Origin of the sequence: Microbispora sp. H10885 (assembly GCF_014161415.1) — a bacterium.
In the GTDB taxonomy this organism is placed as follows: Bacteria; Actinomycetota; Actinomycetes; order Streptosporangiales; family Streptosporangiaceae; genus Microbispora; species Microbispora triticiradicis.
On sequence record NZ_JABBWY010000007.1, the window covers coordinates 134,273 to 158,865 of the forward strand.

Sequence of the window (24,593 nt, forward strand, 5' to 3'; positions counted from 1 at the left end):
GTGCCGGTAATCGCCCGCCTCCGGGGTAACTTCGGCATCATGGCCACCCGTACGTCCGGACAGGGGTCCGGCAAGCGCTCCACGCCCCGCTCCGGGCCGCGCTCCGGGTCCCGTACGGCAGCACCGAAACGGTCCCCGGCCGGCTCCCGAGGCAGGGCTGCGCCCCGGCCCGCGCCCAGGAAACGCCCGCCCGCCACCGGACACGACCCGATCAGCTGGGTCTTCCTGGTGATCGGCAAGGTCGTCATCGGCCTGTGGATGGTGGTGGCGAACAGCCTGGGCATGGCCGCGCGGGCGCTCGGGCAGAACGCCCGCGACCTCGACCCCGTGCACCGGCGCGACGGGCAGGGCCTGTCGGTGCTGGCGGGCGCCATCGTGCTCGCCGCGCTGACCTGGCGCGACACCAAGACGGGCTTCGCCGCGTTCGTCGACGCCGTGCTGCGCGGCACGGTCGGCTCGCTCACCTGGGCCGTCCCCGTGCTCCTCGCGCTGCTCGCCTGGCGGCTGCTGCGCCACCCCGACCAGAACTCCGAGACCGGCAGGATGGGCATCGGCTGGACCGCGCTGCTGGCCGGGATCCTAGGGATCGTGCATGTCGCCCACGGCACGCCGTACCCCTCGGGCGGGCCGACCGACGGCATGGACAACGTGTCGGCGGCGGGCGGCATGGTCGGCTTCATCGTCTCGGCGCCGCCGTCGAGCATCCTGCCGGCGTTCATCACGATCCCGCTGCTGGTGATGCTGTCGGGCTTCGGCCTGCTGGTGATCACCGCGACCCCGGTGCACCGCGTCCCCGAGCGCCTCGCCGAGATCCGGCACATGCTCTTCGAGCGGCCGGAGGGCGCCGGGGCGCCGCGCAGGTCGCCGGCCGGGCCGAAGAAGCGCACCCGCAGGTCGCAGGGCGACGCCGGCGAGCCCGGCGACACGGTCAAGCCGTACGACACGCCCGTGCTGTCGGAGAAGGAGCACTCGCCGGAGATCGTCCCCGGCCTGACGGACGACGTCGCCGACTCGGCCGAGCCCGGCGAGCCCACCGAGCCGGAGATTCAGCTCCCCAAGCCCGTGCCGCAGCCGCCGCTGCCGACCCCGGCGCCGCGGAAGGTCGAGCAGCTCGTCCTGTCCAGCCAGGAGGGGCCCTACACGCTGCCCGATCTCGCGATGCTGCGGCCGGGCAGCGCGCCCAAGCAGGAGACCAAGGCCAACCGGACGGTCGTCAACGCGCTGACCAGCGTGCTGGAGCAGTTCGCCATCGACGCGCAGGTCATCGGGTTCACCCGCGGCCCGACGGTCACGCGGTACGAGATCGAGCTGGGCCCGGCGGTCAAGGTCGAGAAGGTCACCGCGCTCACCAAGAACATCGCGTACGCCGTGAAGTCGGCCGACGTGCGGATCCTGTCCCCGATCCCGGGCAAGTCGGCGATCGGCGTGGAGATCCCCAACGTCGACAAGGACCTCGTGTCGCTCGGCGACGTGCTGCGCTCGCAGGTGGCCCAGGCCGACCACCACCCGATGATCGTCGGCCTCGGCAAGGACGTCGAGGGCCGCACCATCGTGGCCAACCTGGCCAAGATGCCGCACATCCTCATCGCGGGCGCCACCGGCGCGGGCAAGTCGACCTGCATCAACGGGCTGATCTCCTCGATCCTGATGCGGGCCACCCCCGACGAGGTCCGCATGGTGCTGGTGGACCCCAAGCGGGTCGAGCTCAGCGCGTACGAGGGCATCCCCCACCTCATCACGCCGATCATCACCAATCCGAAGAAGGCCGCCGAGGCCCTCGAATGGGTGGTCGGCGAGATGGACCGCCGGTACGACGACCTCGCGGCGAGCGGCTTCCGGCACGTGGACGACTTCAACAAGGCCGTCCGGGCGGGCAAGCTGGTGCCTCCGCCGGGCAGCGAGCGGGTCTACCAGCCGTACCCGTACCTGCTGGTGATCGTGGACGAGCTGGCCGACCTGATGATGGTCGCCCCGCGCGACGTGGAGGACTCGATCGTCCGCATCACCCAGCTCGCCCGCGCCGCCGGCATCCACCTGGTCATCGCCACCCAGCGGCCGTCCGTGGACGTGGTCACCGGTCTGATCAAGGCGAACGTGCCGTCGCGGCTGGCGTTCGCGACCTCGTCCCTCGCCGACTCCCGGGTCATCCTCGACCAGCCGGGCGCCGAGAAGCTGGTCGGGCAGGGCGACGCGCTGTTCCTGCCGATGGGCGCGAGCAAGCCGATGCGGCTGCAGAACGCGTTCATCTCCGAGAAGGAGATCGCGGAGGTCGTCGGCCACTGCAAGGTCCAGATGCAGGCAGAGTACCGGGAGGACGTGGCCGCTCCGGCCGCCGCCAAGCGGGAGATCGACGAGGAGATCGGCGACGACCTCGACCTGCTGGTCCAGGCCGCCGAGCTGATCGTGTCGACCCAGTTCGGCTCCACGTCGATGCTCCAGCGCAAGCTCCGGGTCGGCTTCGCCAAGGCCGGACGGCTGATGGACCTGCTGGAGAGCCGCAACGTGGTCGGCCCGAGCGAGGGATCGAAGGCCCGCGAGGTGCTGGTCAAGCCCGACGACCTGCCCGGCCTGCTCGCCGACCTGCGCGGGGAGACCGGCTGAAAGCCGGCTCCGGCGCGGGAGGCTGAGCCGCGCTCCTCTCGCCAGGCCCCGAAACCGGTGCGAAGGTGACAGAGCGGTTGCTCTGTGTCCACTCTTGGGTACCGTTCGTAGTCAGTAGCTGATTGAATGTGGCTAACTACGCATTGTGGGGCGGTCTGGAAGACAGGGGGCTTAACGATGAGCGTAGGTGCTGCGTTGGCCGAGGCCCGTGAGCGCGCCGGACTGTCCGTGCGTCAGCTCAGCGAGCGCACGCGGATCCGCGAGACCGTCATCGAGCGCTTCGAGGGGGACGACTTCTCGGTGGGCGACTTCTACGCGCGCGGCCACCTCCGTACCATCGCGTCCGATCTCGGCCTGGACCCGGACGAGCTCGTGCGGCAGTACGAGCAGGAGCACCCGGGCGGCGACTCCCCGGTCAGGACGTCGGCGCTGTTCGGAGGGGCCGCCGTGCTGCGCGAGCGGGGCCGCCGGGGCTCCGGCTGGACGATGGCCGTCGCGGTCGCCCTGGCCATCGTCGTGATCGTCGTCGTCGCGCGGATGCTCGGAGGCTCCGGAGACAGGACGGGCCCGACGGCCGTCCGGCTCCCGGCGCCCGCCCAGCACGGGCAGGCGCGTCACGAGGGGGACCGGGAGGGCCGGAGCCTGGAGGAGGCCTTCGCGCCCGGCCTCGTGGTGGTCAAGGTCACCACGCGCAAGCCGTCCTGGATCGCCGTGAAGGACGCCAAGGGCAAGGCCATCTTCGAGGGCACGCTGCCGGAGGGGAGGACCACGACGTACTCGGCCAGGGACCGGGTGAAGATGGTCATCGGCGACGCCGGGGCGGTGCGGCTCGTGGTCAACGGCAGGGACCTCGGCGCGCCCGGCAGGGACGGCCAGATGGTGCGGCGGACCTTCGCCGCGGGCGGCCCGAGTCCCCGTTAATCGCCGACTGCCGATACCGTAGTTCGCATCATGTCTTCTCGCCGAACCGTATCGCTGATCACGCTGGGCTGCGCCCGCAACGAGGTCGACTCAGAGGAGCTCGCCGCGCGGCTCGAGGCCGCCGGGTGGCAGACCGGTGACGACGACCCGGACGTCGTCGTCGTCAACACCTGCGGCTTCATCGACTCGGCGAAGAAGGACTCCATCGACACCCTGCTCGCCGCGGCCGACTCGGGCGCGAAGGTGGTCGCGGCGGGCTGCATGGCCGAGCGGTACGGCGCGCAGCTCGCCGACGCCCTGCCCGAGGCGTCCGTCATCTCCTTCGACGACTACGCGGAGATCGGGGAGCGTCTCGACGACGTCCTCGCGGGCAGGCCGCTGGTCCCGCACACCCCCCGGGACCGCCGCACGCTGCTGCCGATCAGCCCGGTGGAGCGCTCGGCGGCCCGGGCGCACATCCCCGGCCACGCCCAGGAGGACCCGCTGCCGCGGGGCGTCGCCCCCGCGAGCGGCCCGCGCACGCTGCGCAAACGGCTCGGCTCCGGGCCGGTCGCCTCGCTGAAGCTCGCCTCGGGCTGCGACCGGCGCTGCACCTTCTGCGCCATCCCGGCCTTCCGCGGCTCGTACGTCTCGCGCGGTCCGGAGGACCTGCTCGCCGAGGCCGCGTGGCTGGCCGGCCAGGGCGTCAAGGAGCTGGTGCTGGTCAGCGAGAACTCCACGTCGTACGGCAAGGACCTGGGCGACCTGCGGGCGCTGGAGAAGCTGCTGCCGCGGCTGGCCGAGACCGACGGCGTCGAGCGGGTGCGGGTCAGCTACCTGCAGCCCGCCGAGCTGCGGCCGGGGCTGCTCGACGTGATCGCCTCGTCCGAGGGGATCGCGCCCTACTTCGACCTGTCCTTCCAGCACGCCAGCGGGCCGGTGCTGCGGCGGATGCGGCGCTTCGGCGACCCCCGGCGCTTCCTGGACCTCCTCGACCAGATCCGCGAGCGCGCGCCGGAGGCGGGCGTCAGGTCCAACTTCATCGTGGGCTTCCCGGGGGAGACCCAGGAGCAGTTCGAGGAGCTGGTGGGCTTCCTGGAGGAGGCCAGGCTCGACGTCATCGGCGTCTTCGGCTACTCCGACGAGGAGGGCACCGAGGCGTACGGCTTCGACGGCAAACTCGACCAGGACGTGATCGACGAACGCGTGGCGACGCTCACCGAGCTCGCCGAGGAGCTGACCGCCCAGCGGGCCGAGGAGCGTATCGGCACCGAACTGGAGGTGCTCATCGAGGAGGACCTCGGCGACGGCGGATACGAGGGCCGTGCGGCGCACCAGGGCCCCGAGGTCGACGGAGCGGTCACAGTCCAGGGCATCGGCCTGGTCCCCGGGCAGATCGTGCAGGCGGTCGCGGTCGACTCCGAGGGGGTCGACCTGATCGCCCGGATCAAGGCAGGCACATGACGGAGCGCGGCGAGCCGCCGGTGGAGGTGGCGGGCCCGGTAGAGGCCGCGGTAGAGGCCACCGTGGAGGCGCCGGTGGAGGCGACCGCGGAGATCGGCCCGTCGCCGGCCGCCGCCGTCCCCGTCGCGCCTCCCGCGCCTGTGACACCAGAGCCTCTGACGCCGGCGCCCGCCGCCGGCGAGGAGGGGACGGCCCGCCGCGTCAGCACCTGGAACATCGCGAACGCCCTGACCATCGCCCGCCTGGCGATCGTGCCCGTCTTCGTCGTCTTCCTGTTCGCCGAGGGCGAGGCCTGGCGGCTGGCGGCACTGGGGGTGTTCCTGCTCGCGTCCGTCACCGACCAGCTCGACGGCTGGCTGGCCAGGAAGTACGCGCTGATCACGGACTTCGGCAAGATCGCCGACCCGATCGCGGACAAGGCGCTGATCGGCGCGGCGCTGCTGTGCCTGTCGTACCTCGGCGAGCTCGCCTGGTGGGTCACCCTGGTGATCATCGCTCGTGAGGCGGGAGTGACGCTGCTGCGTTTCCTCGTGATCCGGCACGGGGTTATCCCGGCCAGTTACGGGGGCAAGGTGAAGACCGTGCTGCAGATCGTGGCCATCGCGCTCTACATCGTGCCCGTCGTGCCCGACCTGGCCAGGTGGGCGGCGATGGGTCTCGCCCTGGTGGTCACGGTGGGGACCGGCGCCGACTACGTGGTGCGGGCGGTGCGGCTGCGGCAGGTGGCGAAGAGGGCGCGGACCGTATGACGGGCATGGCGGCGCACGTGCTGTCCCTGCTGGTCCGCCGGGGCGCGACGGCCGCCGTGGCCGAGTCGCTGACGGGCGGTCTGATCGGGGCCGCGATGACCGAGCCCATGGGGGCCTCGGCGGCCTTCCGCGGCGGGGTGGTCGCCTACGCCACCGACCTCAAGGCGAGCATCCTCGGCGTGCCGCCCGGCCTGCTGCAGCGGGAGGGGGCGGTGCACCCGGACGTGGCGGCGGCCATGGCGACCGGGGTGCGTAAGCTGACGGATTCGGACTACGGTCTGGCGGTGACGGGGGTCGCCGGTCCCGAGCCGCAGGACGGCAGACCGGTCGGCACGGTCCACATCGCCCTGGCCGGCCCGGGGGAGCGGCTCTGGCACCGTGACCTGCTCTTGACCGGGACCAGGGACGAGATCAGAAAGGCGACCCTCCGGGAGGCTTTGGACCTCTTGGAAGGTGTGCTACAGGCAAATTCGGGGGAACATCTCGGGTGATTACCGCGTTACGTCCCCAGCGAACATGCTCGCCACGGTCTGCCGCGGTGTTGCCCTCTACAGGTACGGTGGAGCTGTGAGTGAGGTCCGTGAGCCATCGGCGAGGAGCAAGACAGGCGCACGCCCGGCAAAGGGGCCGAGCGAACCAATGATGACGGCGAGGCGTATGTACGAAGGGCAGATGAAGAAGGGGCGCCATGAGCCCACCGTGCGAGGCGTCGTGAAGGCGCCCCCCTTGGGGAGGGAGCGACAGATGATCCTGCTGCGTCAGCTGCTCGGTGACGTACTGCGGCGGCTGAGGGTGCGGCAGAATCGCACCCTTCGCGAGGTCTCCACCGTGGCCCGTGTCTCACTCGGCTATCTGTCCGAGGTCGAACGCGGCCAGAAGGAAGCCTCTTCTGAGCTGCTCGCCTCGATCTGCGGCGCACTGGGCGTCCCGCTGTCCCAGGTGCTGCGTGAGGTGTCCGACCAGTTCGCGCTCGCCGAACTGCAGGCCGCCCCCATGCTCGCGGAACTGCCCGAGCACGAGCGGCTGCCGATTCCCGAGACCGTGCCCGCCGGCCCCGAGTTCGACGGCTTCCCCGAGGTCAAGGACATGGTCGCCGCCTAGAGACGGCGCTTCCGCCGCCCCGGGTCTCCGCCTGTGGCGAGGTTGTGCCGCCGTGCCTGACGCCGGACGCCCGGCCCCCGGGTGTGCGACCGGTGTAGCCCTCGCACGCAGGATCGCCGCGGCACAGTGTCCGGGCATGTGCCGGGCCTGTCGCACGACTGTTCTCCGTGCTCGTTTCCCCGCGCTCGTTCTCTCGCGCTTGTTGCCCCGCGCCTGTTACCCCGTGCTCGTTCCCCACTGCCTGGTCCCCTGTGGTTGTTCCCCTCGCGCCGCTATGGGCGCTGGCAGGCGGGACACCAGTAGACGAGCCGTTCGGACGGCTGCGGACCCATCTCCCCCCTGCTGATCGGACTGCCGCACCGCCGGCACGGACGGCGTGCCCTGCCGTACACGAGCAGTGACCGGCCGGGACGCGGATCACCGCTCGTCACCGGAAACGGCGCGTCCTTGCTCGCTTCCATCAGCCGGTGCGCGGTCGAGACCAGCGACTCCAGCTCCTCCGGCGGGATCGACCCGATGACGCGCCACGGCGACAGGCGCGCGGCCCACAGCGTCTCCGCCCGCCAGATCGTGCCGATTCCGGCCAGCACGCGCTGGTCGAGCAGCGCCTCTCCGATGGTCCGCCCGGGCTCCCGCAGCAGATTGCCCACGACCCGCCCCGGGTCCCAGTCGGGCCCCAGCAGATCCGGGCCGAGATGCCCGACGACCCGGTCCTCCCGGCCGGTGGGGACGAGGTCGACCATCCCCAGCCGGGTTCCGACCGCCTGCCACTCGGCGTTGGCGAGGACCAGCCGCACCACGTCGCCCCGGGGCACCGGCCGGCCCGCCGGGCCGACCCGCCAGCTGCCCTCCATGCGCAGGTGCGTGTGGACGGTGAGTCCGCCCTCCACCCGGGTCAGGAGATGCTTGCCGCGCGAGATCGTGGTGAGCACGGCCCGGCCCCGCAGATCGGCGGTGGCGTGGCGGGGCACCCGGAAGTCGCTGCGGGTCAGCGTCCGGCCGTCGAGGGCCTCCCGCAGGCGTTTCGCGGCCCGGTAGACCGAGTCACCCTCCGGCACGCCATCCTCCCGCGAGGATCAGGGACGGGCGGTTCACACCGGTGTGTGCGAGTCCCAGGCCGCCGGGTCGGCGGCCAGTTCGGTCACCCGGGGAGGCAGCTCGCCCTTGGCGATCTGCTCCAGGTTGACCTCCTCCAGGATGGCCCGCTCGCTCGCCCGCAGCGCGATCCACACCTGCTGCAACGCCTGGGCGGCGCCCTGGTAGCCGACGTGCTCGGGCCGCTCGCCCCTGACGTTGGCCAGAGGGCCGTCCACCGCGCGGATCACGTCGGCGAGGGAGATCTCGGCGGCCGGACGGGCCAGCACGTAGCCGCCCTCCGGGCCGCGCTGACCGCGTACGAGGCCGGCGCGGCGCATCTGGAGCAGGATGTTCTCCAGGTATTTGGGGGGCATCTCCTGCCCCTTGGCCAGCTCGCCCACCGTTGTGGGTCCCTCGCCCGCCGCGGCGAGCTCGGCGGCGGCACGGAGGGCGTAGTCGACACGGGCAGAAAGTCGCATGTAGCCGATTATCCCGCCTGGTTGGCCTCGGTACGACGCGCGGTCCCCTCTCACCTCCCGGTCTCACCCCACCCGCAGGCGTACGACGACTGGGAGGTGGTCGGAGAACGGCACCCTGGGGACGTCGGCGGCGACCGCCGTGAGCCCCTTCGAGATCAGCACGTGGTCGATGCGCCGGACGGGAGCGTCGGCGGGCGAGGTCGGCGGGTCGCCGAGCGCCCGCAGCGGATCGGTCAGGCCCGCGGCCTCCAGCACCCGCATCTGCGGGTCGGACGGCGTGGTGTTGAGGTCGCCCGCCACGATCACCGGTCGCGGCTCGGCCACGCCGACACCGGGCGGGAGGGCGCCCGCCGCGAGCCGCCGGGCGATCGCCGCGACCTCGGGCGCCTGCCCCCGCGGCTCCTGCAGGTGGGTGTTGACGATCCCCACCTCATGGTCGCCGACCTCCAGCACGATCGACTGGGCCTGGGCGCCGGTCGGATAGCCGTGCCGGTTCAGCCGGGTGGAGCCGATCTCTGTGACGGGCAGGTTCGTGAGCAGCGCGTCGCCCCAGAGACGGTCGGCGGCGGGGGCGAAGTGGTAGCGCATCCCCAGGCCCCGGGCGATCCTCGCCAGGTCGTCGTGCCCGCCGTTGAGCAGCCAGCCCCGGTCCACCTCGCTGAGCAGCACCACGTCGGGACGCCGTGCCGCGGCCCAGGCGGCGATCCGGTCGAGGTCGAGCCGGCCGCCGAGCCCGAACCCCATCCGGATGTTGTACGCCACGAGCGTGAACTCGTCCCCCTCGATCGGCCGTTCGGCGGGGAGCCGCTGCCAGGTGACGAGCCCGGTCAGCAGCGCGATCGACACCGCCGCCGAGCCCCATCGGCGGGGCGCCCGCCGTACGGGGGCGGACCGGTGCCGCCGGCCCCGCCGGAAGGCGACGACGGCGACCAGGACGGCCACCGCCACCGGGACCACCGCGTTGGGGAACCCGAGGTCGGCGTCGAAGGCCGCGTAGTAGAGGAAGGCCGCCACCAGGAACACCAGCATCCCGCCGAGCACGGCGACGCCCCCGCGCCGGGCCGCGGTCTCCGGGCCGGCGCCGGTGTCCTGTCCGGCGCCCGTGTCTTGTCCGGCGGCGGCGCAGGCACCGAGGGCGATGGTCGCGACGATGGCGGCGAGGCCCGTCACCCCCGCCTCCAGCGCCGCCACCGCGGCGACCAGGAAGGGCCCCGCCGCCCAGCCCCACGACGACGTCCAGGCGCACCCGACGGCGGCGCACCACGCCCCCGCCTGCAGCGCGACCATCAGGGCGGTGTAGGCCCCGCTGTGCTGCCCGGCCTCCTGCGGCAGCATGCCCGAGCCGCCGCCGTACATGCCCGCGAGCAGGAGCATCGGGCCGAACGCGAACCACACGGCCGCCGGGGCCGGGCCGGGCGACGGGGGCGACAGGCGTACGGACCACAGGAAGGCGGCGCAGAGTGCTGTTACGGCGAGCCAGGGGAGCGGCCCGTCCCGCCAGACGAGGTCCACCCGGTCGAGGGCCAGGTGGAGGATCGAGGCGCCCGCCAGGCCCCCGACGAGCCCGGCCGGCACCCACGCGCCCCTGGTCGTGCGCGCGCAGCCGTGGAGGAAGACCAGCCCCGCCGTGACCCCGGCGGAGGCGAGCAGAAGCTGGGGCGTGCCCCCGTCGGAGACCTGCAGGCAGAGCCGGGCCGCGGTGAGCGCCACCGCGCCCGCCACCAGGACGATCCGGGGTGGGACGAGCCGGGCCGCGAAGATCGCGGCGAACGGCAGGACGAACCACAGCGCCGCGTACAGCCCCATGCGTTCGGGAGAGGTCTCGCCCGCCCTGCCGAACAGGGTGATGAGGGACGGCAGGAACACCCGCACCACGTCGAACAGGAGCGCGACGCCCGTCACGAGCATGACCAGCGGCCACGGGGGAGCGGGCAGCCCGCGCCGCGGCGGGGCGTGCGGCTCCCGGGCCGTCTCGGTCATGGCGCTCCCTCGTCCCGGCCGGCTGGGCGGTCATGTGAGCCGTCCTCATAAGCCATCCTCATGCGGGCTGGGAGCGTTACCGGGAGCGGCGACCGGCGCGTTCTCCGCGCTCCCCGGCTCGCTAAGCTTTGCTGAAAACTTTGTTGCTCGTTCACGGGCGCCGGTCGTTCACGGGCGCGCGTGGTGGGAGCGCCGACGGGGGCCCGGCGAAGTCGGAGGGGTGTGCGGGTGCGCGCCGACGGTGAGCGGGAGACTCAGACGATGGGAAGCGGGAGTATGGAGCGACGTCCTGGCGTGCCCCGGCTGCTCCGGGAGATCAACGACCGGGCCGCCCTGGAACTGCTGCTCGCCTCGGGTCCCCTGACGCGTGGCCAGATCGGCCAGCTCACCGGACTGTCCAAGGTCACGGCCTCGCAGACGCTCGCGCGCCTGGAGGAGCGCGGCCTCGTGGAGGTCGTGGGGGAGCAGGCGGGCAACCGCGGCCCCAACGCCGCGCTGTACGGCGTGATCCCCTCCTGCGCGTACGTCGCGGGGCTCGACGTGGGGCCCGACCGGGTGTCGGCGGCGATCGCCGACATCAACGGGCACATCGTCGCCGAGGTGACGGCGTCTCCCGACGGCGCGGACGACCCGGTGTCGCTGGTGCACTCCGCCGTCGTGAAGGCCTGCCGCGGCGGCAGGGTCGCGCTGTCGCGGCTGCGGGGGGTCGTGATCGGCACGCCCGGCGTCGTGGACCCCCGCACAGGGGACGTGCGTTTCTCCTTCGACCTCCCGCAGTGGCACGAGGGCATCCACGAGGCGCTGGCGAGAGACCTGCGCCGGGACGTCACGATCGAGAACGACGTGAACCTCGCGGCGATCGCCGAACGCGCGCGGGGCGCCGCCCGCGAGGCCGACGACTTCGTGCTCGTCTGGGTCGGCCGGGGCATCGGTCTGGCCGTCGTGCTGGGCGGACGCCTGCACCGCGGCAGATCGGGCAGCGCGGGAGAGATCGGTTATCTCCCGGTGCCCGGGGTGCCCCTCGCCGACGACGTGCGGGCGATCCCCGGACGGCTGCCGTCGCTGCGGGGCGGACTGCAGTCACTGGTCAGCTCGGAGGCGGTCGGCGAACTCGCCCGCGAGCACGGCTTCGCCGGAGCCACCGCGGCCGACTGCGTGACCGCCGCGGTGGCCGCGGGGGCGGCGGGCGAGCCCCTGCTCGACGAGGTCGCCGCGCGACTGGCGCTCGGCGTCGCCTCGGTGTGCGTGGTGCTCGACCCCGGCCTCGTGGTCCTGGCCGGGGAGGTCTGCCGGGCCGGCGGGGAGGGCCTGGCCACCCGCGTGGAGGAGGCCGTGGCGCGCATCTGCCCCATACCGCCTCAGGTGATCCCCAGTCAGGTGGACGGCAACCCCGTGCTGCGCGGCGCCGTCCTCGCCGCGCTCGACCAGGCCCGCGAGGAGATCTTCACGGCGTAGGACGGCGTCGCCGTTACATGCCCTCCATGGAGTGGCCCGGCATGGCGCTCGTCGAAGGGCTCGGCATGTCGTCCATCGAGTGGCCCGGCACGTTCCCGTTCGCGTCGGTCACGGTGAACATACCGGCCATCCCCATGTCGGAGTGGCTCTGTACGTGGCAGTGGTACATCCACATTCCGGGGCCGACGCGCTCGCCGGCGATCACCTGGAAGCCGAAGGACTCGGCGGGTCCGGTGGTCTTGGTGTCGATGACGCGGCTCTGGTCCTGCGGGCCTCTCAGCATGCCGGTGCGGTTGTCGGCCCAGCGGTGTCCGTGGATGTGGAAGGTGTGGAACAGGTTGCCGTGGGCGATGACGATGAACTCCACGCGTTCGCCCAGCTTGGCGGTGAAGTCGGGCGCCTGGGTGAGGTTGTTGGTCTTCATGTCGTTGAAGACGACGGTGAGGGTCTTGTCGGGGAGGATGTCGCCGGTTCGGCGTACCACAAGCGGTCCGTAGAGGCCGCGCAGGATGCCGCCGGTGCCGTGGTCGGTTCCCACGACGTGGTCGTGGTAGTGCCAGTAGCCCGCGCTGCCGGGCTCGATGGTGCCGTCGGTGCGGGTGCCCGGGGTGTGGGTGCGCCAGGTGTAGACGTACCGGCCTCCCGGCTGCACCACGCTGTCGTTCATCCGCGTGCCGTCGCTGGAGGTTTCGTAGTCCACTCCGTGGGCGTGCAGGCTGGCGGTCACGTCGGTGTTGTTGACCAGCTCGATTTCGAGGGTCTCGCCCTCGATCATCTCGATGAGGGGGCCGGGGATCGTGGGCTTGCCGGCCTCCAGGCCGTAGCCCAGCTGACCGTCGGGCAGCTTCTCCGCATAGAGCGTGATGCGGCGGACGCCGCCCGGCGTGCCCGCGGTCCTGGCCGTGGTGCCGGCCGCGGTCCCGGCCGTGGTCTTGTCCGCAGGCGCCGCGGTGACCTGACTCGCCACGGCGAACGGCGCGACCGCGGCGGCTGTCGCCGCGGTGGTGGCGAAGGCGCGCCGGGAGAACAGGCGTCGCGTCACGTCAGTGTTTTTCTCGGTCATGGGTTCCCAATCGGTGACGGCACTCGCCCGGGTGCGGCGAGCTGGGGGTGGTCCGAGCTGGAGGATGGTCTGTGCCGGCGCTGCCAGGTCAGCCGCAGCTGATCGCGCTGTAGCCGGTCTCGTAGGTCGAGGTGACCTTCTTGCCGCCGATCGTCGCTGTCCCGGTCACGGTGACCTTGCCCGCGCCGATCTGCTTGGCCCGCGTGTTGAAGGACTGGTACGCCTGCTTGCCCGGAGCCACGTTGGCCACGGTCGTGGAGCCGTACGGGGTGGTCAGCGTCACGGTCGCCGGCACGTCGCCGTGGTTGACGGCCGTGACCGCGACGTACACCGACGTGCCCACGCAGCGGGACACGGCGGTGACGGTCAGCGGCACCTTCTCGCTCACGCCGGTCACCGTGAACGTCCCGGACATCCCCGCATCCGAATAGCCCTGCACGTGGCAGTGGTACATCCACTTCCCGGGGCCGACGCGTTCGCCGGCGATCACCTGGAAGCCGAAGGACTCGGCGGGTCCGGTGGTCTTGGTGTCGATGACGCGGCTCTGGTCCTCCAGGTCTTCCAGCATGCCGGTGCGGTTGTCGGCCCAGCGGTGTCCGTGGATGTGGAAGGTGTGGAAGAAGTTGCCGTGGGCGATGACGATGAACTCGACTCGTTCGCCGAGTTCGGCGGTGAAGTCGGGTGCCTGGGCGAGGTTGTTGGTCTTCATGTCGTTGAAGACCACGGTGAAGGTCTTGTCGGGAAGGATGTCGCCCGTGCGCCGTACCACCAGTGGCCCGTAGAGGCCGCGCAGGATGCCGCCGGTGCCGTGGTCGGTTCCCACGACGTGGTCGTGGTAGTGCCAGTAACCCGCGCTGCCGGGTGCGAAGGTGCCGTCGGGGCGGTCGCCCTGGGCGTGGGTGCGCCAGGTGTAGACGTACCGGCCTCCCGGCTCCACCACGCTGTCGTTCATCCGCGTGCCGTCGCTGTTCCATTCATAGTCCACTCCGTGGACATGCAGGCTGGCGGTCACGCCCGTGTTGTTGACCAGCTCGATTTCGAGGGTCTCGCCCTCGATCATCTCGATGAGGGGGCCGGGGATCGTGGGCTTGCCGGCCTCCAGGCCGTAGCCCAGCTGACCGTCGGGCAGCTTCTCCGCATACAGGGTGATGCGGCGGACGTCGCCCGGCGTACCCGCCGTCTTGTCCGCGGCCTTGTCCGCGGGAGCGGCGGTGACCTGACTCGCCACGGCGAACGGCGCGACCGCGGCGGCTGTCGCCGCGGTGGTGGCGAAGGCGCGCCGGGAGAACAGGCGTCGCGTCGCGTCGGTGCTTTTCTCGGTCATGGTTCCCAATCGGTGACGGCGCTCGCCCGGGTGCGGCGAGCCGGGGGGTGGTCCGAGCTGAGGGGGTCGAGGGTGCCGGCGGTGAGCCGGCGCATAGGACGTGGGGGCTGGGGGTGGGGCTCGGAGGCCGGCCTATGGGGCGCAGGGCATCCCGGTCCGGAGGTGTTCGCGCAGGTAGAAGGGAAGTTCCATGGGTGCTTAGCAGGTCTTTCGCCGATTCTTCGATAAGAATGGTAACGAACTAGTGAACTTTGTCATCAATGTGGACTAAGTGCTGCCAGACTGTTACGTTTTCCGCCGTAGCGCCTGAGGATTCGGCCACCGGCCTCTGCAGGGATGGAGGACGTCACGGCACCGGCATCGGCGAGGCCGGTGAGCACCGCGGCTGACCAGACAGTTCTTCCGAAGGTTGCTGTCGCACCCCCCAACCAAAGGAGTGGACGATGGGCCGAAGAGACCTCTTCGCACACCCCGATCACCCGCCTGGCGCCGCGCCGTGATCATAATGTCAAACGTCCCCCTGACCGTGGGAGCGGCGACGCCGCCCGTCATGGCCGCGGCGGCCTGCCACCACTTCGAGGTCGACATTGACCTGGCCGAGTTCCGCAACGCCCGTGTGCGTGAGCTCTCCCGCCCGGCACGCCCTCCGAGCGACGCCGGCCGCAGCGCGATGTCCGCCGGCCGACGCATCGGATCATGAGAGGTACAACGGTATGCGCATCAGATCTTCTTCGGGCTTCCTCAGTGGTTTGCGGAGGGCGCTCAGAACCCCTGCCACGCTCGGACGCATCGTCCTGGTGATGCTGGCGGTGGCACTGCCGACGGTGTGGCTGTCGGGAGTCGGAGCCGCGGCACAGAGCCAGGGCCAGAGCCAGCAGGCCGGCCAGGCGGCGGAGCAGACGCTCGTCTGGACCGCCGACAACAGCTACACCGAGTACAAGTCCGTGCCGATCACGGCGACGGCCGGCCCCGCGACGATCGTCTTCGAGACCAACGAGTCGACCGGCAACACCTTCGGGATGACGCACACGCTGACGTTCGACGTCTCCAGCCCCGGCTACAACCACGACGTCAACGTCAACATCCTCGCCAGCCCCTTCGACACGAGCGGGGGCAGGCACGAGGTTCAGGTGAACCTCACCCCCGGAACGTACCGCTACTACTGCATGATCCCCGGTCACGCGGGCATGGTCGGCGAGCTCGTGGTCACCAGCGCGGGCCCCACCGACACGACGCCGCCGCAGGTGTCGGCGTCGGTGTCGGGCGAGAAGGACGACGATGGCAACTACGTGGGCTCCGCCGCGGTGACCGTCTCGGCCACCGACGACGAGTCCGGTGTGGACACGGTGGAGTACGCCCTGGACGGCGGCGCGTTCCAGGCCTACACGGCCCCGGTGCCGGTGAGCCAGGTCGGCCAGCACACCGTGCGCTACCGGGCGACCGACAAGGCCGGCAACACCTCCGCGGTCGCCACGACCACGTTCACGGTGGTGGCCCCGCAGCCGAAGGACACCACCCCGCCGGCGGTGTCGGCGGCCGTGGCCGGCACGAAGGACGACGATGGCAACTACGTGGACTCCGCCACGGTGACCATCACCGCGACCGACGCGGAGTCCGGTGTGGACTCGATTGAGTACGCCCTGGACGGCGCTGCGTTCCAGGCCTACACGGCCCCGGTGCCGGTGAGCCAGGTCGGCGAGCACACCGTGCGCTACCGGGCGACCGACAAGGCCGGCAACACCTCCGCGGTCGCCACGACCACGTTCACGGTCGTCATGGCGCCGCCGCCCGCCAGGACGCCGCTGACCGTCACCGCCTCGGCCCGCTGCGTGGGCACGTCGGTGTACGTCGCGGTCACGGCCGTCAACGACGGCGACGTGCCGGCGACCGTGACGCTGACGACCTCGTACGGCTCGACGACCGTGGCCGACGTGGCCCCGGGCAAGCGGGCGTACCAGTCCTTCAACGCGCGGGCCAAGCAGGTCGCCGCGGGCGAGGTCACCGTCACGGGGACGTCGATCATCGACGGCGAGAAGGTCACCACGCCCTACGAGGCCGCCTACAGCGCGATCAGCTGCGGCTGACCGGGCCGGCGTACCGGGGACGCCACCGTGGTGAACAGGGGCCGGCCGGCCGATTGACCGGCCGGCCCCACTCCTACAGCCCCACCGCCAAGGGGCCACCGCTCAGCAGCTCCACCGCGGCCTGGGCGTTGGCGCGGGCCGCGCCGTACGTCGCGAGGTAGGCGCCCGCCCCGGGCCGCCAGATCGGCAGGCCCATCTCCATGACGACCGCGTCCGGGCGGGCGGCGAGCAGCGCGGAGATCAGGTCCCGGCTGCGCGGGTGCCGGTGCGCGTCCTTCACGACCACGAGCAGTGAACGGCCCTGTGCCCGGCCGAGCAGCGCGGCGGCGTCGGCGTCCTCGGGCCTGACCCGGACGATCTCCGCGTGCGGCAGCCACGGCCCGACCCCCCACGGCACCTCGCCCACCGCGATCGTCGGCGGGGTGTCCAGTTCGACCACGAACGGGTCGACCAGCGGCGCCGCCGAGCCCGTCAGCGACACGGCGCGGCGGGCCGCGTCCAGCCCCACGACCTGGCTCTCGTCCCCGGCGGACGCATCCGGCCGGGCGAACCAGTCACGCAGCCGGTCCACCCGACCGGCCGCCTCCTCCAGGCGCCCGGCGGGGAGCCTGCCCTCGGTGACGGCCTCCGCGATGTGCGCCACCATCCGCCGTACGTCCTCCGGCGTGGGCAGCGGTCCGAGGCACAGCAGGTCGGCGCCCGCGGCCAGGGACAGCACGGCGCCCTCGGCGAGCCCCACGCTCTCGCTGATCGCGTGCATGTCGAGGGCGTCGCTGATCACCACGCCGTCGTAGCCCAGCTCGCGGCGCAGCAGCCGGGTCAGCGCCTCCCGGCTGAGCGTGGCCGGCAGGTCGCCGGTCAGCTCGGGCACCGCCACGTGCGCCGTCATGATCGACTTCGTGCCCGCCCGGATCGCCGCGAGGAACGGGACCAGCTCACGCTCCCTCAGCAGGTCGAGGGAGGCGTCGACCAGCGGGATCTCCAGGTGGGAGTCCTGGTGCGTGGCGCCGTGGCCGGGGAAGTGCTTGACGCAGGCGGCGATCCCGGCCGACTGCAGGCCGCGTACGGCGGCCACCGTGTGCCGCGCCACGAGGTCCGGCGACGGGCCGAACGACCGGGTGCCGATGATCGGGTTGTCGTCGGCGGTGTTGACGTCGGCCACGGGCCCCATGTCGAGGTTCACCCCGCACCGGGCGAGGTCGGCGGCCATGGCGTGGTAGACGCGCTCGGTCAGGTCCACGTCGTCCACCCGGCCGAGCGCCGCGTTGCCCGGATAGGCGCTCCCGGTGTGGTAGGCCAGCCGGGTGACGTCCCCGCCCTCCTCGTCCAGGGAGACCACGGGCCGCGCGGCCTCGTTGAGCCGGGCCGTGAGCGCGCCGACCTGCTCGCCGGAGGCCACGTTGAAGCCGAACAGGCACACGCCGCCGAGGCCGTCCTCCAGGCCGCGCAGGACCCAGTCCGGCGCGGTCGTGCCCCGGAACGAGATGAGCAGCGCGCCCGCCGCGAGCCGGTGCAGGCCCGGATCGCCGGTACGCGTGGACAGGTCTGCGGCCCCCGGCTGGGAGTCGCGGGTGGCGGACATGGTGTCTCGGCTCCTTCGTGGAGAGTTACGTGAGAGTGAGAGCGGAGGGCGCGCGGGCAGGGCCCGTACGGCCACCGGGTGCGGCGGCCGTACGAAGCGGGGGTGCCCGTAGCGGTGTGGTTAACCCTTGACCGCGCCCGCGACGAGGCCGGAGACCATCCGCCGCTGGACCAGCAGGAAGAAGACGAGGACCGGGATGGTCATCAGGGTCGAGGCGGCCATGATGCCGCCCCAGTCGGTCGACCGCTGGCCGACGAAGAACTGCAATGCGACCGGCATCGTGTACTTGCCCTGGTCGCCGATCAGGGTGAGGGCGTAGACGAACTCGTTCCAGGTGGTGATGAAGGCGAAGATGCTGGTGGCGACGAGGCCGGGCGCGACCAGCGGGAACAGCACCCGCCAGAAGGTGGTGAACCGGCCGGCGCCGTCGATCCAGGCCGCCTCCTCCAGTTCCTTGGGCACGGCGGCGACGAACGTGCGCAGCATCCAGACGGAGAACGGCAGCGTCAGGCCGACGTTGATGACGATCAGGCCGAGCAGCTGGTCGTACAGGCCGAGCCGCTTGACCATGGTGAACAGCGGGATCAGCAGCGCCTCGGCCGGCACCATCTGCACGATCAGCAGCAGGATCAGGAACGACGTGCGGAACCGGAACCGGAACCTCGCCACGGCGGTCGCCGCGAGCAGCGCGAACACGGCGCCGAGCACGACGGCGCTGAGCGCCACGAGGGTGCTGTTGACCAGGTACTGCCAGATCGAGTGCCCCGCGACGCCCCTGGTGAAGACGCGTTCGACGTGGTCGAGCGACGGCGGCCTGGGGAACGGGATGAAGCTCGTGGTGAAGATCTGGTCGTTCGGCTTGAACGCCGTGGCGACCATCCAGTAGACGGGGAAGACCGCGAAGAGGAACACCGCCACCCCGGCCGCGTTCAGCGCGGCCCGTCCGAGCCTCCTGCGGGTCAGCGGGCTCATCGGATGTCGTCCTCCGTCTTCACGATCTGCCGGACGTACACGAAGGTGATCAGCAGCAGGATCACGGTCAGCACGACCGCGATGGCGGCGCCGAGGCCCATCTTCGGCGGGCTGCTGAACGCCTCGGCGTAGCTCCACAGCGACAGGTTGAACGCGTCGCGGTTCACCGTGCCGCCGGCCAGCAGGTAGAGCTGGGTGAAGACCTTGAAGTCCCAGATGACCGACAGCACGACCAGCACCGAGAACACCGGTTTGAGCAGTGGAAGCGTGATCCTCCGGAACGTGTGGACCGCGCCCGAGCCGTCCATCTTCGCCGCCTCGTACAGCTCGCCGGGGATGCTCTTGAGCCCGGCCAGCACCGACACCGCGATGAACGGGAACGACGCCCACACCACGGCCATGACCAGCACGAAGTAGAGCGTGAGCGTGTCGTTGAACCACGGGTGCCCGCTCCAGTCGGCCTGGCCGAACAGCAGGTTCGACAGCCTGTCGGGCAGCAGGTTCAGGGTCCAGTTGACCACCCCGGCGTCGGAGTCGAACAGCCACTTCCAGACGATGGCCTGCGCGGTGGGCGGGGTGGCCCACGCGGCCATGATGCCGACGACGACGAAGGTCGACATCTTCGGGCCCAGCCGGTGCAGCAGCAGGCCGACGAGGGTACCGAGGGCGAGGGTCAGCGCGACGGTCACGACGGCGAAGAGCACGGTGTTGCGGAGCGACGACCAGAACAGGTCGGAGCCGAAGATCTGCGTGTAGTTGTCCACGCCGACGAACTCGGCGGGCGCGGGGTTGACCGCCTTGATCTGCCGGAGCCCGACCTTGTGGAAGGACATCACGACCATCTGGTACAGCGGGTAGAGCAGGAGCGCGGCGATGACCAGGAGGCCGGGCAGGATCAGGACGTACGGGACGGCTCTGGGGGAGAGGGCCGGGCGGCCGGGCCGTCTGCGCGGGCGCCGCGCCGGGGCGGAGGTGTCGGCTCCGCCCCGGGCGAGGGTTGACGTGTGGGTCATGAGTCCTACTGGTTGAGGATCGTCTCAAGCTCGGAGTTGGCGTCCGTCAGAGCCTGGTCGACGCTCTTCTTGCCCTCGATCACCGAGCGTGCCGCGTTCTGCAGCACGGCCTTGGTGTCGTTGGCCTCGGCCCAGTTGGGGCTGGCCGGGAAGCCCTTGGCGACCTTGAAGGTGTCCGTGAAGGGCTTCTGGGCGGGGTCGCCGCCCATCTCGGCGAGCGCGTCGGGGTAGAGCGGGAGCAGGCCGCCCTCCTTGGCGTACCGGACGCCGAACTCCTTGCCGGCGGCGAGCTTGAGATACTCGGCGGCGAGCTCGGGGTTCTTGGCGTCCTTCCAGATGGCGATGTCGTTGCCGCCCTGGAAGGCGGGCGCCGGGCCGGAGCCGTCCTTGGCCGGGAGCGAGAAGAAGCCCATCTTCGACTCGTCGACCTTGCCCTTGCTCTGCTCCTTGATGGCGGCGATGTCCCAGCCGCCGGTGACGTACATGCCGACCTTGCCGGCGGCGAAACGCTGGGCGATGTCCACCGAGTTCTGCGTCAGGCGGCCCTTGCCGGACACGCCGTCCTTGGCGACCAGGTCCGTGTAGAACTGGAAGCCCTCCTTGAAGCCCGGCTGGGTGAGCTGGCCCACCCACTTGCCGCCCTCGAACTTGGCGAAGTCGCCCCCGGCGGACCAGACGAACGGCGACAGCGACATGTTCGCGTCCGAGCCGCCGTTGAAGGCGAAGCCGTCGACGTCCTTGCCCTGCTTGTCGACGATCTTCTTGCCCGCGGCGATCAGCTCGTCCCAGGTCTTCGGGACCTCGATGCCGAGCTTGTCGAACCAGTCCTTGCGGTAGAGCACGGCCCGGGTGCCGCCGCCCCACGGAACGGCGTAGATCTTGTCGTCGATCGTCTCGTAGCTCCACAGGTTCTGCGGGATCTCCTGGAGCTCGGTGTCGCCCTTGACGATGCCGGTGATGTCGGCCAGGGCGTCCTGCGCCACCCAGGCGGCGACCTGGTCGTTGCCGAACTCGGTGACGTCCGGGCCCTCGCCGCCGGCGAGCGCGGCGGTCCACTTCTTCTGCGCGTCGGGCCAGGGGATCCACTGGACCTTCGCCTCGGCGCCCGTCTGCTCCTTGAACTTGGCGCCCAGGTCGTCCATGTATTTGGTGAAGACGTCGGTGGGGGCACCGAGTCGCCACACGGTAAGAGTCTGGCCCGCGAACTTGGGACCGCCGGCTGCCGCGGAGGCCGCCGGCGCGGCCGCGTCCTTGGAGTCGTCGCTTCCGCAAGCGGCGAGTCCCAGGGCCAGGACGGCGGTCGCGGTGGTCGCGACCGCGATCTTCACAATCTTCACGATGGTTCTCTCCCTTCCCGGCTTCGCGTCGGGGGTGCGCCTCGTGGGGGTGTCGGCGGGCCGCTCACCTGCTGGAAGGCGCTCTCCTTTCGGTCGGCGCTCATGGCGTCCCGAGGCTGATCGGTTGCCTCCGGGCTGGCTGGCGCTAAACTAACAAGAAACTTTCTTATAAAAAAGCCCGCGTTAGCGGATCGTGACGAGAGGGGAACCAGCCGGTGGCACAACGACCGGGTACGCCTCGGCTGCTACGGCAGATCAACGACCGCGCGGCACTGGAACTCCTCATCACCAGAGGCCCTCTGACCAGGGCCGAGTTGGGTGAGCTTACCGGGCTGTCGAAGGTGACCTCGGGGCAGCTCCTCGCCCGCCTGGAGACGCGCGGGCTGGTCACGGCCGCCGGCGAGCGCCCCGGGGGCCGCGGCCCGAACGCCGCGTTGTACGGCGTCAACCCCTCCAGCGCGTACGTCGCGGGCCTGGAGGTGCTGCCGGACAGCGTCACGGCCGCCGTCGCCGACATCACCGGAACGGTCATCGCCCAGGTCACGGTGGACCCGAGCGAGGCGGGCGATCCCGTACGGGTGGTCCACGAGGCCGTCCAGCGGGCCTGCGGGACGGCCGGGATCGAGCTCGCCCGGCTGCGCTGCTTCGTCATCGGCACCCGCGGCGTGGTCGACCCCGCCACCGGCGACGTGCGGTACTCCGTCGACCTGCCCTCCTGGCACGTCGGCATCCTCGCCGGGCTGCGCACGCTGCTGGGCGAGTGCGTGATCATCGAGAACGACGTGAACCTCGCGGCGCTGGCCGAGCAGGCGTACGGCGCGGCGCGGGGCGCCGACGACTTCGCGATCCTGTGGACCGGCGTCGGCCAGGGCCTCGGCGTCATGCTGGGCGGCAGGCTGCACCGCGGGATCACCGGCGGCGCGGGGGAGATCGGCTGGCTCCCGGTCCCCGGCGAGCCGCTCCCGAGCCAGGTCACCGCGCCCCAGACCGGGTCCTTCCAGCGCCTCGTCGGAGGAGAGGCGCTGTGGAACCTGGCCCGCGCGCACGGTGTGACCACCGACGACCTGGAGACGCGCGACGTCGCCGGGCTGGTCCGCGCGGCCGTCGCCGCGGGGAACGAAGGGTTCGTCGACAGCCTGGCCGGGCGACTCGCGGTCGGCGTCGCGGCGGTCTCGGTGGTGCTCGACCCGGGGCTGGTCGTGCTCAGCGGAGACGTCGGCAGGGCCGGGGGACACCTGCTCGCCCGGCGGGTGGAGGAGGCGGTGGCCCGCGTGTGCCCGAGCCGCCCCACGGTGGCGGCGACCGGCGTGGATGGCAATCCCGTACTTATGGGGGCTATCGTCGCAGCACTGGACCGAGCGCGTGAAGAGGTCTTCTCGGACACCGTGTGACGGTAGGTTGATCCTCATGTCCGTTTCCTCTCGTGATCGCTCCGCGCTGCCCGACCCCGCCGCCGGTCTGGTCCTGATCTCGGATCTCCGGGTGACCTCGATCGGCGTGGAGGAGTGCGGCGAGAAGCTGAGCGACGTCCGGGGACGGCTGCGGGTCGACGAACGGCTCGCCGATCCGGCCGGGGCCTACGCCCACCTGCGGGAGGGCCTGCTGGCCCGCCTGGAGGAGGCCCAGGACCGCCTGCCGGCGGGGTGCAACCTGGTGGTCGTCGAGGGCTACCGCCCGCCCGCGCTGCAGCGGCGCTACTTCGAGGAGTACAAGGCCGAACTGCGCACCGCCTTTCCGGACATGCCGGCGGACGACCTGCACGTCGCCGCGAGCCGGTACGTCTCCCCGATAGAGGTCGCCCCGCACACGGCGGGCGCGGCCGTCGACCTGACACTCTGCGACGACTACGGGGTGGAGCTCGACATGGGGACGGCCGTCAACGCCACCCCCGAGCAGAGCCGCGGCGCCTGCTACACGGCCGCCGAGGTGGGCGCCGGGGCACGGCGCAACCGCGACGTCCTGAGCGCGGCCCTGGAGGCCTGCGGCCTGGTCAACTACCCGACCGAGTGGTGGCACTGGTCGTACGGCGACCGCTACTGGGCCATGACCCGCCGCGCCCCCGCCGCCCTCTACGGCCCCGTGGAGTTGTAGGGCGATGCGTCGTGAGTGAGGCCACCCACCAGGGCCGGATGACCTTCGGCCACGGCACGGCGATGTACGTGGGAGCCGTCCTCGGCACCGGGGTCATCGCGCTGCCCGCCCTGGCGGCGGAGGCGGCGGGACCGGCCTCGCTGCTCGCCTGGCTGGCGCTCGTCCTGCTGTCGGCGCCGCTGGCCGGGACCTTCGCCGCGCTCGGCGCGCGCTATCCCGACGCGGGCGGGGTGTCCACCTACGCCCGGCTGGCCTTCGGCGAACACGCGGCGGCGGTGGTCGGCTGGTGGTTCTACCTGGCGGTGCCCCTGGGCGCCGTCCCCGCCGCGCTGTTCGGCGCGGCGTACGTCTCCGCCGCGGCCGGAGGCGGGGCGGTGACCACCACCGTGACCGCGGCGGTGCTGATGGCCGTGGTCACCGCGGCCAACGCCGTCGGACTCCAGGTCAGCAGCAGGTTGCAGCTCGTCCTGGCGGGGCTGCTCGTCCTGCTGCTGGTGGTGTCGGTCGGGCTGTCGCTGCCGCACGCCGACATGGGCAATCTCCGGCCGTTCGCCCCGCACGGCTGGACGGCCGTCGGCTCGGCGGGGGCGCTGCTCGTCTGGAGTTTCGCGGGCTGGGAGGCGATCACCCATCTCGCCGGCGAGTTCCGCCGCCCGCGACGCGACCTGCCGAGGGCGACCGGGGCGGCGGTCGTCATCGTCGGGACGCTGTACCTGCTGGTGGCCTTCGCGACCGTCACCGTCCTCGGTCCCGGCGCGGCCAGGACCGAAGCGCCGCTGGGCGAACTCATGGCACTCGGCCTGGGCGGCAACGCCCGCTGGCTGGCCGCCGGAGCCGCCGTGCTGCTGACGCTCGGCGCCATGAACGCCTACTACGCCGGGGCGGCCAAACTGGGGGCCGCCCTCGGCCGGGACGGGGCGCTGCCCCGGGCGCTCGCCGGGGGCAGCATGGCGGGCGAGGTGCCCCGCCGTAGCCTGGCCGTCCACTCGGCGTTGTCGTTCGTCGCGCTGGCCGTCGTGGTCGCCGCGGGGGTGGGCGCCCAGCCCGTCGTGCTGCTCACTACCGGCTCCTTCGTGGCGGTGTACGCGCTCGGCGTGGCCGCCGCGCTCAAGCTGCTGCCGAGACGCGGCGTGGGCCGGGCCGCGGCGATGACGGCCATGGTCGCGGTGGCCGCGCTGCTTCTCATGTCCGGCCCCTACCTTCTGTGGCCGTTGGCGGTCGCCGGCGCCGCCCTGCTGTACCTGCGGCTCAACCGGAGGCGCCGGGCGGCTCGGGTGGAGGAGGACCGGCCGGCGAGCGTGGCGGAGCCGGGCTAGGACGG

General features: G+C 71.8%; 21 protein-coding genes. 12 read left to right on the forward strand and 9 right to left on the reverse strand.

What is annotated here, in order from left to right:
• Positions 1-39: 39 nt before the first annotated feature.
• The 6 genes from HHX37_RS19665 to HHX37_RS19690 all read left to right on the forward strand — a co-directional run bounded on the left by HHX37_RS19665 (position 40) and on the right by HHX37_RS19690 (position 6,815).
• On the forward strand, positions 40-2,601 hold the full coding sequence (locus HHX37_RS19665) for a DNA translocase FtsK (protein WP_182879374.1): 2,562 nt from the start codon (positions 40-42) through the stop codon (positions 2,599-2,601).
• Between the two features lie 177 nt (positions 2,602-2,778).
• On the forward strand, positions 2,779-3,522 hold the full coding sequence (locus tag HHX37_RS19670; protein ID WP_182879373.1) for a helix-turn-helix domain-containing protein: 744 nt from the start codon (positions 2,779-2,781) through the stop codon (positions 3,520-3,522).
• A gap of 30 nt (positions 3,523-3,552) precedes the next feature.
• On the forward strand, positions 3,553-4,965 hold the full coding sequence (gene rimO / locus HHX37_RS19675; RefSeq protein WP_111699711.1) for a 30S ribosomal protein S12 methylthiotransferase RimO: 1,413 nt from the start codon (positions 3,553-3,555) through the stop codon (positions 4,963-4,965).
• Positions 4,962-5,714: a CDP-diacylglycerol--glycerol-3-phosphate 3-phosphatidyltransferase gene (gene pgsA / locus HHX37_RS19680; protein ID WP_182879372.1), complete on the forward strand. Its 753-nt coding sequence runs from the start codon at positions 4,962-4,964 to the stop codon at positions 5,712-5,714. Before rimO ends, pgsA begins: the two co-directional genes overlap by 4 nt.
• Positions 5,711-6,205, forward strand: a complete 495-nt coding sequence (locus tag HHX37_RS19685; protein WP_111699709.1) for a CinA family protein — start codon at positions 5,711-5,713, stop codon at positions 6,203-6,205. The genes pgsA and HHX37_RS19685 overlap by 4 nt, the downstream gene beginning before the upstream one ends.
• Positions 6,206-6,458: 253 nt before the next feature.
• Positions 6,459-6,815, forward strand: coding sequence for a helix-turn-helix domain-containing protein (locus HHX37_RS19690; protein ID WP_111699708.1), 357 nt, complete (start codon positions 6,459-6,461; stop codon positions 6,813-6,815).
• 272 nt (positions 6,816-7,087) lie between these two features.
• On the opposite strand, the gene HHX37_RS19695 is transcribed toward HHX37_RS19690, so the two are convergent.
• From HHX37_RS19695 to HHX37_RS19705, 3 genes are all read right to left on the reverse strand, one after another.
• Positions 7,088-7,873, reverse strand: a complete 786-nt coding sequence (locus HHX37_RS19695) for an Fpg/Nei family DNA glycosylase (RefSeq protein ID WP_182886338.1) — start codon at positions 7,871-7,873, stop codon at positions 7,088-7,090.
• A gap of 33 nt (positions 7,874-7,906) precedes the next feature.
• Positions 7,907-8,371 (reverse strand): RrF2 family transcriptional regulator, encoded by a 465-nt coding sequence (locus HHX37_RS19700; RefSeq protein WP_111699706.1) that lies wholly within the window; start codon positions 8,369-8,371, stop codon positions 7,907-7,909.
• Positions 8,372-8,434: 63 nt separating this feature from the next.
• A complete protein-coding gene (locus tag HHX37_RS19705) occupies positions 8,435-10,351 on the reverse strand; it encodes an endonuclease/exonuclease/phosphatase family protein (protein ID WP_182886339.1) in 1,917 nt (638 codons plus the stop codon).
• Positions 10,352-10,627: 276 nt separating this feature from the next.
• On the opposite strand from HHX37_RS19705, the gene HHX37_RS19710 reads away from it, so the two are divergent.
• Positions 10,628-11,806 (forward strand): ROK family transcriptional regulator, encoded by a 1,179-nt coding sequence (locus HHX37_RS19710; protein ID WP_182879369.1) that lies wholly within the window; start codon positions 10,628-10,630, stop codon positions 11,804-11,806.
• Positions 11,807-11,819: 13 nt separating this feature from the next.
• Here HHX37_RS19710 and HHX37_RS19715 read toward each other — a convergent pair whose 3' ends face one another.
• Both HHX37_RS19715 and HHX37_RS19720 read right to left on the reverse strand, forming a co-directional pair.
• Positions 11,820-12,848 (reverse strand): multicopper oxidase domain-containing protein, encoded by a 1,029-nt coding sequence (locus tag HHX37_RS19715; protein ID WP_220502983.1) that lies wholly within the window; start codon positions 12,846-12,848, stop codon positions 11,820-11,822.
• Positions 12,849-12,957: 109 nt separating this feature from the next.
• Complete coding sequence (locus HHX37_RS19720; RefSeq protein WP_182886341.1) at positions 12,958-14,193, reverse strand: multicopper oxidase domain-containing protein; 1,236 nt, start codon at positions 14,191-14,193, stop codon at positions 12,958-12,960.
• A gap of 505 nt (positions 14,194-14,698) precedes the next feature.
• On the opposite strand from HHX37_RS19720, the gene HHX37_RS19725 reads away from it, so the two are divergent.
• Together HHX37_RS19725 and HHX37_RS19730 are read left to right on the forward strand one after the other, a co-directional pair.
• On the forward strand, positions 14,699-14,893 hold the full coding sequence (locus HHX37_RS19725; RefSeq protein ID WP_182886342.1) for a hypothetical protein: 195 nt from the start codon (positions 14,699-14,701) through the stop codon (positions 14,891-14,893).
• A gap of 100 nt (positions 14,894-14,993) precedes the next feature.
• Positions 14,994-16,277 carry an OmpL47-type beta-barrel domain-containing protein gene (locus tag HHX37_RS19730; RefSeq protein WP_182879365.1) on the forward strand — a complete coding sequence of 428 codons (1,284 nt, stop codon included), beginning with the start codon at positions 14,994-14,996 and terminating at the stop codon, positions 16,275-16,277.
• A 73-nt stretch (positions 16,278-16,350) separates the two neighbouring features.
• Here HHX37_RS19730 and HHX37_RS19735 read toward each other — a convergent pair whose 3' ends face one another.
• The 4 genes from HHX37_RS19735 to HHX37_RS19750 all read right to left on the reverse strand — a co-directional run bounded on the left by HHX37_RS19735 (position 16,351) and on the right by HHX37_RS19750 (position 21,181).
• Complete coding sequence (locus HHX37_RS19735; protein WP_182879364.1) at positions 16,351-17,859, reverse strand: glycoside hydrolase family 3 protein; 1,509 nt, start codon at positions 17,857-17,859, stop codon at positions 16,351-16,353.
• A gap of 120 nt (positions 17,860-17,979) precedes the next feature.
• Positions 17,980-18,831 carry a carbohydrate ABC transporter permease gene (locus HHX37_RS19740; RefSeq protein WP_182886343.1) on the reverse strand — a complete coding sequence of 284 codons (852 nt, stop codon included), beginning with the start codon at positions 18,829-18,831 and terminating at the stop codon, positions 17,980-17,982.
• Positions 18,828-19,844: a carbohydrate ABC transporter permease gene (locus HHX37_RS19745; RefSeq protein ID WP_182879363.1), complete on the reverse strand. Its 1,017-nt coding sequence runs from the start codon at positions 19,842-19,844 to the stop codon at positions 18,828-18,830. The genes HHX37_RS19740 and HHX37_RS19745 overlap by 4 nt, the downstream gene beginning before the upstream one ends.
• Before the next feature lie 5 nt (positions 19,845-19,849).
• On the reverse strand, positions 19,850-21,181 hold the full coding sequence (locus HHX37_RS19750; protein WP_111699697.1) for a sugar ABC transporter substrate-binding protein: 1,332 nt from the start codon (positions 21,179-21,181) through the stop codon (positions 19,850-19,852).
• A gap of 215 nt (positions 21,182-21,396) precedes the next feature.
• On the opposite strand from HHX37_RS19750, the gene HHX37_RS19755 reads away from it, so the two are divergent.
• From HHX37_RS19755 to HHX37_RS19765, 3 genes are read left to right on the forward strand one after another with little or no spacing between them, the layout of a single operon-like run.
• Positions 21,397-22,572, forward strand: a complete 1,176-nt coding sequence (locus tag HHX37_RS19755; RefSeq protein WP_182886344.1) for an ROK family transcriptional regulator — start codon at positions 21,397-21,399, stop codon at positions 22,570-22,572.
• A gap of 16 nt (positions 22,573-22,588) precedes the next feature.
• Entirely contained in the window at positions 22,589-23,272 is a 684-nt protein-coding gene (locus HHX37_RS19760; RefSeq protein ID WP_182886345.1) for a M15 family metallopeptidase, read from the forward strand.
• 11 nt (positions 23,273-23,283) lie between these two features.
• Complete coding sequence (locus tag HHX37_RS19765; RefSeq protein ID WP_208868316.1) at positions 23,284-24,588, forward strand: APC family permease; 1,305 nt, start codon at positions 23,284-23,286, stop codon at positions 24,586-24,588.
• Positions 24,589-24,593: the final 5 nt, after the last annotated feature.